The organism is Caballeronia humi, assembly GCF_001544475.1.
Lineage (GTDB): Bacteria > Pseudomonadota > Gammaproteobacteria > Burkholderiales > Burkholderiaceae > Caballeronia > Caballeronia humi.
Window position 1 is genome coordinate 47,520 of record NZ_FCNW02000037.1, and the last position, 11,899, is coordinate 59,418.

Genomic DNA, 11,899 nt, shown 5'->3' on the forward strand with positions numbered 1-11,899 from the left:
GGCGGCGAGCGCATTGGAGCGTCTCGGATTCTCAGGTCCTCGCGCCTCGTAGCGACGGGCAGTCAAGGGAGTACCCCATGAACAACTCGGCAGGAGACGCTTCGCCGCGTGGCTTCGCCCGCATTCTGCTGTGCGTCGACGGCTCGTTTGCCGCCGCGCACGCCGCTGCCTTCGCCCGTCGGCTGGCGGGAAGCGGGACGACAGTGCGCATCGCGGGCGTCGTCGAGAATCCGCGCAACCTCGTACCGCTCGGGCCACTCGCGGGTTTCGACCAGAGCGCTGCGCATGTCGAGTTGCTGGAGGATACCGAAGTCGCCCTTGCGACCGCGCGGGAAGCGTTCGCCGGCTCGCCGGCCACCGTTGACACGCAGTTGATCGACCTCGTGAAGCTGGGTGGCGATGTGCCGCATGCGATCGTCGCAGCCGCTGCTGACTGGCATGCCGATTTGCTGGTGCTCGGCGCGCGCCAGCATCATGGACTGTTGCGCTGGGTCGAAGGCGTGGTCGGGGAGCCGGTGCGACGGTTGGCGCGCTGTCCGATGATCGTCGTGCCAGCGCAGACGGACGTCCCCGGAAATGGCCCGCCTATGCGGCTTCTGTTCGCAGTCGACGGCAGCCGGACATCGGGGGACGCGCTGCTTGCCGGCGCGCGGCTTGCCCCGGCGGGAGCGGCCATCCGCGTAATCAGCGTGATAGACCGGGCCGTGCGCTATGGCGACTTCGTACCCGTCACGCTCTTCGAAGAGGCGATCGTCGAGGAAGGCCGCACCAGGCTGCAAAGGGCGGAGGCCTTGCTTGCACATCTGCCGGACGTCGCGCAAGTGTCGATGGAAACCGCCTTGATCGAGACGTGCCCCGACCAGGATGACATCGCACACGCAATCGCGCGCGAGGCCGAAGGCTGGCGCGCCGATCTGCTCGTGCTCGGCACTCACGGACGGCGCGGCCCTGCGCGTTGGCTGCTCGGCAGCGTTGCAAGCCGTGTGGCGCGCATCACGAAGACACCGCTCATGCTCGTGCTCGTGCGCGGCAGCGAGCGTCAGCTTCGGGATATCGACGGAGAATGACCATGTACCGCAAAATTCTGGTGGCTTTCGATGGCAGCGAGGCGTCCGAGCGGGCTGTAACGGAAGCGATCGGCTTGGCCGCGAACTCGCAGGCGCGCGTCTGGGTGACGTTCGTGCTCGATAAATCCAAGGCCTATTCGTATCCCGTGACCCATCGCGACGAACTGATCAAGGCGGGCGCGCGCATGCTCGACGGTGCGCGGACGAGGTCATTGCAGGCGGGCGTGCCGTGCCATACAAAATTGGTGGAGACCGACAACATCCATGAAACGATAGCGGTTCGTTTGGAACGATGCGCGCAACTTCTTGAAGTCGATCTTGTGGTAATGGGAACGTCGGGGCGCAGCGGATGGCGACGGATGGCGTTCGGCAGCGTCGCCGAAGAGTTTGTGCGGATCGCACGTTGGCCCGTACTTCTGATTCGTGCCGATCCGCAAGCGGGCGGGAGTGGCGTGTCGGCGTTCCAATCCACTCCTGCTGAAGGCGCGACCGAGCTTGCGCATCAAGACCCCTTCCGCGCGGGTATCCGTTGCGATGAGTTGCATCATCGGCACTGCTCTCGGTAGAAGGATGCCGATCCAGTGACTTCATCGGATATGCAACAATTCGTGCGCCCGGTCACGCGGCAAGCCGAAACGCAACCATCGACGGGCGAGCACTGCGGGGTGGAAATAGGCACCACAGCCGTCGTCATGGCGAAAGAAGAATATCCCGCCCGCGCGCGTCGTCAGGCAGAGCCTATGATGGCTGCCGTGCTTGAACTCGCGATGAAGCAATGGAAGCTGAGTTCGATCCCGGCAAAGGCACGCGCGCCCGTTGCGCTTGATGGCTGACGCCAAGAAGACCGGCTGCCGGTCAATTGGTTAGCCGAGCGGCCCCGTCGTTTCGCGACGGACCAGTTGAATGGGCAAGACATCATGGGCGGGTGCGCCCATCCCACCGGCTCGAATACGCTCAACGAGTCGGCGGGCGGCGGTGCGCGCCATTGCTTCAACCGGCTGTCGGATCGAGGTCAATCCGACTAGAGGCGATCCAGCCAGGGGCATGTCATCGAACCCGATGATCGAAAGTTGTTGCGGCACCGCGATGCCCTGCCTTTTTGCCGCTTCAAGCACACCGAGCGCGATCGTGTCGTTCCCGGCGACGATGCCGGTGACGCGGTTATCGTCGCTCAGCATCGCAATGGCGCTGGAATATCCCGCCTCGCTGGTGTAATCACAATAAATCAATGGCACACTTGTCGGCGGTATGCCCGCTCCCTCTAGCCACTGCAAGGCCCCTTTGACGCGGTCTCTGCTTGTCGACGTGTTCTGCGAACCCATGACCAGCCCGATTCGGCGATGACCCAGTTGGTAGAGATGCTCGGCCGCGAGGGCGCCAGCATAAACGTTGTCGATCTCGACCGTGTCGACCCTCACATCGTCGACGGACCGAACGACGAGTACAAGAGGAATGCCTCGTCTCTGCATCTCTGCCACTACGGGTGAGTCGAGCGTCGCGGTGGCAAAGATCATCCCATCGAGATAGCCGTCGATCAGGGGCCGAAACGCGAGCATGTTCTCTGAGTCGTTCATCGGGTCGATCATCAGTGTGATCTGGTAGTCGAACTCCTTCAGGGCGTCATGGAGATGCGTCAACAACAACGTCATGAACCGGTTATGCAGTGCGCCGACCACCACCCCGATCAGCTTCGTTGCGGACTTACGCGTGGGTCGACCTTGTGACGGAATTCTGTAACCCATCTCGGCAGCGACCGCCTGCACCGCGCTACGGGTGTCGCTACTGATGGCGGGGTGTCCCGCCAGAGAACGAGATACGGTAGAAACAGAAATGCCGAGGCGCTCGGCAACATCCTCAAGACGGACTTTCGAAGCCTTCGAGCGAACTACTGACCGGCTCGTGGTTTGCATAAATTTGCATCGTCAGGTTGTACAAGGCGAGGCTATCTCACGCCGTGAATGCGGGCCTCTAGGGTAAGTGTGGAGCATTTGCGAAAATTTTGCATAAAAAATTGCGCTACATTTGCATCAACGCAGCAGGCCATTGATTCGGATAGCAGGCTGCTCCCAACTACCCCGCAAAAAAGGAAAATGCAAATGGCAATCCAATACTTGAAACATGGCCGCAGCGCGGAAGAGTCCTCGCAAGACGCCGCCAAGGTTCGTGACGTGGTCACGGGCATCCTCGCCGACGTTGCATCGCGCGGCGACGCAGCAGTCGCCGAACTTTCGGCGAAGTTCGATAACTGGTCGCCCGAGAGCTTCCGGCTGTCGGACGACGAGATTGCGAGCTGTGTCCGCACGCTGTCTCCCGGCCAGCTTGAGGACATCAAGTTCGCGCAGGCACAGGTGCGCAACTTCGCCCAGGCGCAACGCGAGTCGATTCGTGACGTCGAAATCGAGACGCTACCGGGCGTGGTATTGGGCCACAGGAACATGCCGGTCGACAGCGTGGCGTGTTACGTCCCCGGCGGAAAGTTTCCGTTGGTCGCCTCGGCACACATGGGCGTCGTGACGGCCAAGGTGGCTGGCGTTCCCCGCATCATCACCGCATCGCCGCCGGTCGGTGGTAAACCAAATCCGGCTGTGGTTGCCGCCATGCACCTTGGCGGCGCTGACGAGATCTACACGTTCGGCGGTGTCCAGGCCATCGCCGCGATGGCACTGGGCACGCAGACGATCGATCCGGTTGCAATGGTGGTTGGACCGGGCAATGCCTTCGTCGCGGAAGCGAAGCGTCAATTGTTCGGTCGCATCGGCATTGACCTGATCGCAGGGCCCTCTGAAACGCTGGTGATCGCCGACGACAGCGTCGATGCGGAACTGTGCGCGACGGACCTTCTGGGTCAGGCAGAGCACGGCTTCAATACGCCGGCCATTCTCCTCACGAACTCGCTACAGTTGGCCAAGGACACCATCGCCGAGGTCGAACGCTTGCTCGAAATTCTGCCGACGGCAAACACGGCAGGGGTTTCGTGGCGCGACTACGGCGAAGTGATCGTGGCGGACACGCTCGAAGAAATGGTCGCGGTAGCCGATCGCATTGCATCCGAGCACGTTCAGGTGATGACGCGCGATCCGGACTACTTCCTGAAAAATATGAAGAACTACGGCGCGCTCTTCCTCGGTGCGCGCACCAACGTTGCCTACGGCGACAAGGTCATCGGCACGAATCACACGCTACCGACCGGCAAAGCCGCGCGCTACACGGGTGGTCTCTGGGTCGGCAAGTTCATCAAGACTTGCACGTATCAGAAGGTACTGACGGATGAAGCGAGCGCGCTGATCGGCTCGTACTGCTCGCGGCTGTGTGCCATCGAGGGCATGATCGCGCACGGTGAGCAAGCCAACATCCGTGTGCGTCGCTTCGGCAACCGCGATGTGCCGTACGGCACGGCTGTTCCCGCGTAACTGCCGCTGAGGAGGCGCTCATGACACGGACCAAGCCACGGCCTCGAAGCGATTTTCACTGGTTTTGTCAAGTCAACACCCAGTGGAAAGACATTGATATCTACGGGCATGTGAACAACGCTGTCCATTACACGTGGTTCGATACCGCGGTCAATGGATGGCTCGTCGAACGAGGCCTTCTGGACCCGGTTCGTAGTGAGACTGTCGGCTTGGTCGTGCGCACGAGTTGCGAGTACTTTGACGAGGTCGTTTTCCCGGACCTCGTCACCTGTGGGCTGTGCGTCAGCAGAGTAGGGACGACCAGCGTAACGTATGAGATCAGCCTGTTCAGAAATGACCGTGATCAGTCGTTTGCGCATGGCACGTTCGTTCACGCCTACGTCGACCGTATCACGCACAGGCCGGTTCCGCTTTCAGAAGATCTTCGGCACGCGGTCCTACAGATCAAGTCCCTCGTTGAGATTCTCGCTGAACCAGACCGACGGGCTAAAGTGGACGTGTGAAGACAACCGACCCCGGCGAACGCCACGGTCGAGTTCCGCTTTGTTTCAGGAGTTCCACATGCCGTATCTTCAGTTGGACGTGAACGACACGTATCCGGTGGACGCCAAAAAGGCGCTCGCGCAAAAAATGGCTTCAGTGTATGCCGACATGATGACGGTCGACATTCGACGCATCAGCATCGCGATTCGCGAAGTGGGCGAAGGTGGCGTCTGGAGGATCGTAGACGGAGAACCCGTTCCCGTCGCCGTGTTGATGTGTGACATCCGAAGCGGACGGACACCTGAGTTGCGCATGCAGGTTGCAAAGGCGCTATGCGGCGCGTGCATCGAGATACTGGGTTTGCGCGAGGATCGTCTGAACGTGGAGTTCACCCAGCACTCAGGCGATGAAATGTACCATCCGACATTGGGAGGCTATAGCCCGGATTGGTCAGAGGACGAAGCGTAAGCACGTCGGTCTTGCCAATGCGTCTTCTACGCGTGCGCAAGACGGCTTGCACCGGCCGTGCGCTGTATTGCCTGTGGAGGCTGTCCGAACGCGCGGAGGAACGCCTGGCGCATACGCTCGCGATCCCCGAATCCAGTCTCGCGCGCAATCACCTCGATGGGATGGTGGCCAGTCTCCATCATGAGCCTTGCCGCTTCGACGCGTAGCCGTTCAATCGCCTTGCTGGGTGACTGCCCGGTTTCCGCGCGAAAAATGCGGCTGAACTGGCGCGGACTCAACCGCGCCACGTCCGCGAGCTTTTCCAGTGACAGTTCGCTGCGCAGATTTTCCCGGGCGTAGGCCAGCACAGTTTGTACACGATCCGACTTCGCATTCAGGTCCAGCAGCGCTGAAAACTGTGATTGACCACCTCCACGTCGTTGATACATGACCAGCTTCCGAGCGACGCGCTGCGCAGTCTCCAGACCGAGATCCTGCTCGACGATGGCAAGCGCCAGGTCGACCCCGGCAGTCATTCCGGCCGACGTCCAGATATGCCCATCCACCACGAAAATACGGTCCTCATCGAGCAGCACGTCAGGGTATCGGCTTCTGAAGGCTTGAGCATGGAGCCAGTGAGTCGTCGCGTGCTTGCCGGCGAGGAGTCCTGCCTCCGCCAACACGAATGCGCCTGTGCAAATCGACGCGATTCGTCTCACATCTTTCGACGCGCCCCGTAGATAGTCCAGCACGCTGGCCGGAGGCTTCTCACAGTCGTTATCGCCTCCGACGATCAACGTGTCGTAGGTCCAGTCACGCAGGCGATCCGTGTTGACCGAGAAGCTTTGTGACGACATGACGGGACCGCCCGACTCAGAGACAACGCGGAAACGATAAACATCATGGCCATGGATGCGGTTGGCATATTCAAAAACACTGCCGACCGCAAGCCCGAGTGCTTGAAAGTTGGGATAGACAAGAAAGCCTACGAGATGCACGAGTGGGTCCGTCATGACTTAAAAACTTGAACCTATCATAAAACGGACTCACGCGCGCAGACGAGCCTTTTTTCGGGTTCATTAGGTTGATTACTATATTCCGTCTTATTTAAGCAAAGTTTCAATCGATCTTGCAGAAGCAGCGCGCTTCGGTGGATGTCTCGAATCATTGGATATATGTCATTGAGGATGATTGCCGTGCCCCTCACAATAGGCAGCAAGGCTTCGGCAAATCCTGTCGAACACACTGAAGAGATACGACATGACATCCTCTACGACATCGCAAAAAGGGACAGCGGTCATTACCGGCGCATCTTCCGGAATCGGCGCGCTATACGCAGACCGACTGGCCAAGCGCGGCTACGACCTGATCCTGGTCGCCAGAAACGCGGAGCGGCTCGGCGCACTCGCGAATCGGCTGAGCGAAGAGACCGGTAGGTCGCTCAAAACTGTTGCTGCTGACCTCGGCGACAAATCGGGTCTTGCACAGGTCGAAGCGCTTTTACGCGAAGACAAGAGCATTTCGATGCTTGTCAACAACGCGGGCGTGGGCTCGGTCGCCTCCGTGCTCGACAGCGACGTTGACGCAATGGAAGCGATGATCGATCTGAACATTACGGCGCTGACGCGCCTGACCTATGCCATCGCACCCGCTTTCGCAGAGAAAGGTTCGGGCACGGTGATCAACATCGCGTCGGTGGTAGGCATCGCCGTAGAGCTGCTCAACGGTGTGTATAGCGCCTCGAAATCGTATGTGTTGAGCTTCGGCCATGCGCTGCAACGTGACCTCGCACCGAAGGGCGTGCGTGTCCAGACGGTGCTGCCCGCAGCCACCGCTACGGAGTTTTGGGATGTGGCAGGCTATGCCAAGCAGAAGGAAGCACCGACGACCATGACAGCCGAAGACCTTGTCGATGCGGCGCTTGCAGGTCTCGACCAAGGCGAACTGGTGACGATCCCCACCTTGCAGGATGGAGGTGACTGGGCACGCTGGGAAGCCGATCGGCGCGCGATGACGCCCAAATTTGCAAATGCGAAGCCTGCTGCGCGTTACAAGCTCGCCGGGAAGGTATAACGCCGAGGCAAAGAAAAAAGCGGAGCATGACTGCTCCGCTTGACTCCCCAAGTGACTCCTCCTATCGGTCGCCGCCTACGTGTTGCAGCGTCTCCAGTGCCTGTAGAAGCACATCCTTGGCAGGCCCTTTCAGGTACTTCTTGAGTTCCTTCTCAACTTGAATCTGCGCCGTGCGCCAGTGCGGCTCGGCCTCTTTCAATACGCGGGCACCGGTGGGGCTGAGCTTCGCCAGCTTGTAGCGCGCATCCTCATCAGCCGATACCTCAACCCATCCTGCATCAATCAGCAACTTGATGTTGCGCGAGATTGTCGTCTTGTCGAGCGACAACTCGGTTGCAATTTCATTGTAGGTTGCCGAACCAAGACGATCGAGGCCACGTAGCAGTGTGAGCTGTGTGATTTTCAGGCCCACCGGGCGTAAAGCTTCGTCGTAAATGCTCGTCAGCGCATTCGCTGAGCGCCTGAACTGGGTGCAATAGCATTCAGTAAACATCGACAATCCTCTCGAACGATTGATCAGTGTATATGCATCTATCCTAGCACTTCCTGGGAGGAAACGTCGAGTCGATGACCCGGTTCAGCGATATGCCCCGTGGCCTTTGTATCTCCTGGCGCGCGCACGCAGCGCTTACCGCACAAGCTTGTCGAGGAAAAGATGAAGCCGGTACGGGTTCTCACTAGGTTGAAGACACACCGAATACTACTAGACTGTTGCATATACATCCGTTGTAGATACATCTACTCCAGACCAACCCTGTTGTGACGGTCCGGAGCGGCGCGTCAGAAGGGTGGCGAGGAGTCGAGGCATCGCGCGGTTTGTTGCGGCCATCGGCTTTGCTCGGACATACTGCGCTCCTATAGATGTATATGCAACCGCGTCTTGGCGCTGACACGGCGATGCAGCTTTTCAACAATTGCATACGTATTCGCGAAGTCTGAAGAAAGCGCCGCCCTTAATTAACCTCGAAAGGAGTTGCCGGAAATGCCCATCATTGTTTGCAACACGCGCGCTGGACTGGACGTCGACATCAAGCGGAAGATCGCCAAAGCGATCACCGTCGCCGTGAACGAGACGATCAAATCCCCGCTCGAAATCATCAGCGTGGTCTTCAATGACTTGCCGTCCGAAAGCAGCTACGTGGGTGGAGAACCCGGCGGCGACACGCTCATCATGTGCAACATCCGCGCGGGTCGATCTGACGACGCGAAGCTCACCTTGGTTAAGAAGGTGAGCGCCATTTTCAGCGACTATGCGGGCATCTCAGAGGACCGTATCGAGACCGGGCTGCTCGAATTCAATCCCAAGTTCATCATTCGCGGCGGCCAGCAGCTGCCCGACCCTCCTGACGCGTGATCGACAGTACCTCACACACACTGTAGATAGGTTTCTAAAATATTCTGCATAACTATGCATTAGGAGGCGGATTGTGGATACCAAGAGCTCAACTGCGGCAGGGCATTCGTCACCAAAGATGTTGACGATTGCAATCGCCAGTTTCATTGGAAGTGCCATTGAGTGGTTTGACTTCTTTCTTTACGGAATCACCTCTGCACTCGTCTTTGGCAAGCTGTACTTCCCCAGCGGAGACGCGTTGACCGGGACGCTGCTGGCGTTCGGCACATTTGCGGTCGGTTTCATCGCACGGCCATTTGGAGGCATCGTTGCGGGGCACCTCGGCGACCGTGTCGGACGAAAGTTCGTGCTGGTCACGACGCTGGTGGCGATGGGGGTTTCGACCACGCTCATCGGTCTTGTACCGTCATATCACAGCATCGGACTGGCTGCACCGATTCTGCTGATCCTGCTGCGCATCGTGCAAGGGTTGGCCGTAGGCGGCGAATGGGGCGGGGCCGCGCTGATTGCGGTCGAGCATGCAAAGCCAAACCGACGTGGTCTTTACGGAAGCTTTCCCCAGATGGGACTTCCCGCGGGGTTGTGTATGGCGGTGGGCGGCATGGAACTGGCGAGTCGACTGCCCGAAGCAGAGTTTCTAGCGTGGGGCTGGCGGGTTCCTTTCCTGTGCAGTGCATTGCTTGTAGCGGTCGGTCTCGTGATCCGACTTCGCATCGAAGAGCCACCCGCGTTCAAAAAGGTGCTTGATAACCACGCAACCGTGAAATTGCCGATCGTCGAAGCCTTCCTGCGGTTCCCGCGGGCGATTCTGATTTCCGCCGGTCTCCGGTTTGCGGATAACATTTTGTATTATGTATTTACGACTTTTGGCCTGACGTATATGACGAGCCATCTGGGCGTGCCTCGTAAAACGGTGCTCGTCGCCATCTTGATTGCGGCTGCGCTTGAGCTGTTGACTAAGCCATTTTTTGGCGCGTTATCTGACAGGGTTGGGCGCAAACCAGTGGTCATCTTCGGCGCGGCGGTGGCGGTGGTGGCGCCTTTCCCGTTCTTCCATATGGTGGGGACTGGAAACCCGACAATGATCCTGCTCGCGGAGATCATGGTGCTCACGATTGCTCATGCCGCTGTGTTCTCGCCGATGGCCGCATGGTTTGCCGAAATGTTCAGCCCTGAGGTGCGCTATAGCGGGGTGACGATTGGGTTCCAGTTAGGTGCATTGGTAGCGGGTGCGCCGACCCCGCTGATCGCTACGGCGCTGCTCGCGAAGTACGGTGATTACACCCCGGTAGCGATATTCGCGATGATTGCGGCCGGCATCACGCTCGTATGCGCCCTCTTCGCGAGGGTCGCCAGCGATCGCAAGGCTCCGTCAACGTCGACGTTTATTCCTGCGAGCAATACGCACGACGGCTGAGCCGCGGGCAGTCGAAATTCAATTACCGCCGAACGGGACAGAACCCCTACTTCGGCGAATGGAGGTGGTCGAGAAGCCAGCGATCGCTCAACGCACATCGCTCCCCATGCGATACCTCACGGATGCACAGTAAAATGAAGCCATTCGCGATTGACGACATCTTCGAGAAGAGACGGCCACGTGAGTTCAGGCGTCCCGTCACCGGTCACGAGGTCGCTCGTTCGGCGGGCGTCTCACAGTCGGCGGTGTCTCGCGTCTTCACTCCCGGCGCGAGCGTCTCCGTTCAGACGCGTGCGAAGGTGCTCGCCGCCGCGACCAAGTTGGGCTATCGGCCAAACCTGATCGCGAGTTCGTTGATCACTGGAAGGTCGCGCATTGTCGGCGTCGTCGTACCAGGCCTGAGGAATCCGTTTTACGCCGCGCTGGTCGATGCGTTGTCCGAGGCGCTCTCCGGGCGCGACTATCGAGTGATGCTGTTCACGGCATGGCACGGAACGTCTGCCGACCCGATTCTTGACGAGATCCTGCGCTATCGGCTCGATGCGCTGATCCTCGTATCCGCCGAACTCTCGTCACGCCTCGCGGAAGAATGTGGGGAGGTCGGCCTGCCTGTTGTGATGGTTAACCGAAAGACAGACAGCGAAGCGGTATCGAGTGTGACAGGGGATAACCGAGCGGGGGCAGCCTGCATTGGCTCCTTTTTGCTTGCTGGCTCGCATCGTCGCTTTGTCTTCATGGCAGGCCTCGACTCGTCATCGACCAGTCGTGACCGAGAGGCAGGGTTCCGTGAGCGGCTTCTTCAGGCAGGCGCCGTGCCGCCGCTCAAGGTCCACGGAAGCTACACCGTCGAGGTGGCATCTCGTGCCACCCGAGAACTTCTCAAAGCACGCACGCGTCCGGACGCCATCTTCTGCGCGAACGATCAAATGGCGATGGCAGCGATGGATGTCGCGCGTAGCGAGTTTGGTCTCGACGTGGGCAGAGAGCTTTCCATCGTGGGTTTCGACGACACTCAGCTTGCAGCATCACCCGCCTATCGTCTCACCACCTTCTCACAGCCCGTGGAAAAGATGGTGGACAACGCGGTTGCGATCCTCGTTGACGCCTGTAATGGACGCGATCTATCGACCGGACCACACATCGTCGGAGGTCGGCTGGTCGTGCGCGACTCTGCTCGGCTGCCCCCGAGAGGGCTTTCGCAAGTCGGCGGGCGCACGGTGTGGACGCAGTCAGCGAAGCAATCGATTGACTGAATTTCGAAATCTGAGAGGGACATATGTCTAACGGACTTTTCAGTCTTGAAGGTAAGAGCGCTGTTGTGACTGGTGCGGGCCGTGGCCTTGGCGCGGACATCGCTTCTTTGCTCGCGGAATCCGGCGCTCACGTTTATCTGGTTAGCAGGAATGCAGGGGAACTGGACGAAGTCGCTGCTCGTATACATCGAAACGGTGGCGCTTGCACGCCTGTCGTATGCGACCTTTTACAAGATGAACAACTGGAGCGCGTATTCTCCGAACTTCCTACGCTGGATATCCTCGTCAACAATGCGGGCACCAACATCCCTTCGCGACCTTGCAATTACCCACACTCGTCCTGCGCGAGTTCATATCCCAGCTGAATGTCAATCAGACGGCGCATACCGCGCCAC

The 11,899-nt window shown here is 59.3% G+C and carries 14 protein-coding genes; 11 read left to right on the plus strand and 3 right to left on the minus strand.

The annotated features are described in order from the left end of the window. The first annotated feature begins 77 nt into the window (after window positions 1–77). From AWB65_RS25390 to AWB65_RS25400, 3 genes are read left to right on the plus strand one after another with little or no spacing between them, the layout of a single operon-like run. Window positions 78–1,067 carry a universal stress protein gene (locus tag AWB65_RS25390; RefSeq protein WP_087669779.1) on the plus strand — a complete coding sequence of 330 codons (990 nt, stop codon included), beginning with the start codon at window positions 78–80 and terminating at the stop codon, window positions 1,065–1,067. 2 nt (window positions 1,068–1,069) lie between these two features. Further along, a complete protein-coding gene (locus AWB65_RS25395; protein WP_087669780.1) occupies window positions 1,070–1,633 on the plus strand; it encodes a universal stress protein in 564 nt (187 codons plus the stop codon). 30 nt (window positions 1,634–1,663) lie between these two features. Continuing rightward, the gene (locus AWB65_RS25400; RefSeq protein ID WP_087669781.1) at window positions 1,664–1,900 is read left to right on the plus strand and encodes a hypothetical protein; all 237 of its coding nucleotides are present in this window, start codon (window positions 1,664–1,666) and stop codon (window positions 1,898–1,900) included. A gap of 30 nt (window positions 1,901–1,930) precedes the next feature. Here AWB65_RS25400 and AWB65_RS25405 read toward each other — a convergent pair whose 3' ends face one another. Next, window positions 1,931–2,977 (minus strand): LacI family DNA-binding transcriptional regulator, encoded by a 1,047-nt coding sequence (locus AWB65_RS25405; protein WP_087669782.1) that lies wholly within the window; start codon window positions 2,975–2,977, stop codon window positions 1,931–1,933. A 186-nt stretch (window positions 2,978–3,163) separates the two neighbouring features. Here AWB65_RS25405 and hisD point away from each other — a divergent pair, with 186 nt between their 5' ends. From hisD to AWB65_RS25420, 3 genes are read left to right on the plus strand one after another with little or no spacing between them, the layout of a single operon-like run. After that, window positions 3,164–4,477: a histidinol dehydrogenase gene (hisD, locus tag AWB65_RS25410; protein ID WP_087669783.1), complete on the plus strand. Its 1,314-nt coding sequence runs from the start codon at window positions 3,164–3,166 to the stop codon at window positions 4,475–4,477. 20 nt (window positions 4,478–4,497) lie between these two features. Further along, complete coding sequence (locus AWB65_RS25415; protein WP_087669784.1) at window positions 4,498–4,980, plus strand: acyl-CoA thioesterase; 483 nt, start codon at window positions 4,498–4,500, stop codon at window positions 4,978–4,980. 58 nt (window positions 4,981–5,038) lie between these two features. Beyond that, window positions 5,039–5,428 carry a tautomerase family protein gene (locus tag AWB65_RS25420; RefSeq protein WP_087669785.1) on the plus strand — a complete coding sequence of 130 codons (390 nt, stop codon included), beginning with the start codon at window positions 5,039–5,041 and terminating at the stop codon, window positions 5,426–5,428. A 26-nt stretch (window positions 5,429–5,454) separates the two neighbouring features. Here the strand turns inward: AWB65_RS25420 and AWB65_RS25425 are convergent, their stop codons facing one another. Next, window positions 5,455–6,405, minus strand: a complete 951-nt coding sequence (locus tag AWB65_RS25425; protein ID WP_087669786.1) for a GlxA family transcriptional regulator — start codon at window positions 6,403–6,405, stop codon at window positions 5,455–5,457. A 262-nt stretch (window positions 6,406–6,667) separates the two neighbouring features. On the opposite strand from AWB65_RS25425, the gene AWB65_RS25430 reads away from it, so the two are divergent. Beyond that, on the plus strand, window positions 6,668–7,480 hold the full coding sequence (locus AWB65_RS25430) for an SDR family NAD(P)-dependent oxidoreductase (RefSeq protein WP_087669787.1): 813 nt from the start codon (window positions 6,668–6,670) through the stop codon (window positions 7,478–7,480). Between the two features lie 61 nt (window positions 7,481–7,541). Here AWB65_RS25430 and AWB65_RS25435 read toward each other — a convergent pair whose 3' ends face one another. Continuing rightward, window positions 7,542–7,973, minus strand: a complete 432-nt coding sequence (locus AWB65_RS25435) for a MarR family winged helix-turn-helix transcriptional regulator (RefSeq protein WP_087669788.1) — start codon at window positions 7,971–7,973, stop codon at window positions 7,542–7,544. A 489-nt stretch (window positions 7,974–8,462) separates the two neighbouring features. Here AWB65_RS25435 and AWB65_RS25440 point away from each other — a divergent pair, with 489 nt between their 5' ends. The 4 genes from AWB65_RS25440 to AWB65_RS25455 all read left to right on the plus strand — a co-directional run bounded on the left by AWB65_RS25440 (window position 8,463) and on the right by AWB65_RS25455 (window position 11,869). Beyond that, a complete protein-coding gene (locus AWB65_RS25440) occupies window positions 8,463–8,834 on the plus strand; it encodes a tautomerase family protein (protein WP_087669789.1) in 372 nt (123 codons plus the stop codon). 73 nt (window positions 8,835–8,907) lie between these two features. Further along, window positions 8,908–10,251: an MFS transporter gene (locus AWB65_RS25445; protein WP_235007760.1), complete on the plus strand. Its 1,344-nt coding sequence runs from the start codon at window positions 8,908–8,910 to the stop codon at window positions 10,249–10,251. 134 nt (window positions 10,252–10,385) lie between these two features. Then, complete coding sequence (locus tag AWB65_RS25450) at window positions 10,386–11,504, plus strand: LacI family DNA-binding transcriptional regulator (RefSeq protein WP_087669791.1); 1,119 nt, start codon at window positions 10,386–10,388, stop codon at window positions 11,502–11,504. A 23-nt stretch (window positions 11,505–11,527) separates the two neighbouring features. Then, complete coding sequence (locus AWB65_RS25455; RefSeq protein ID WP_235007761.1) at window positions 11,528–11,869, plus strand: SDR family NAD(P)-dependent oxidoreductase; 342 nt, start codon at window positions 11,528–11,530, stop codon at window positions 11,867–11,869. The last annotated feature ends 30 nt before the right edge of the window (window positions 11,870–11,899 follow it).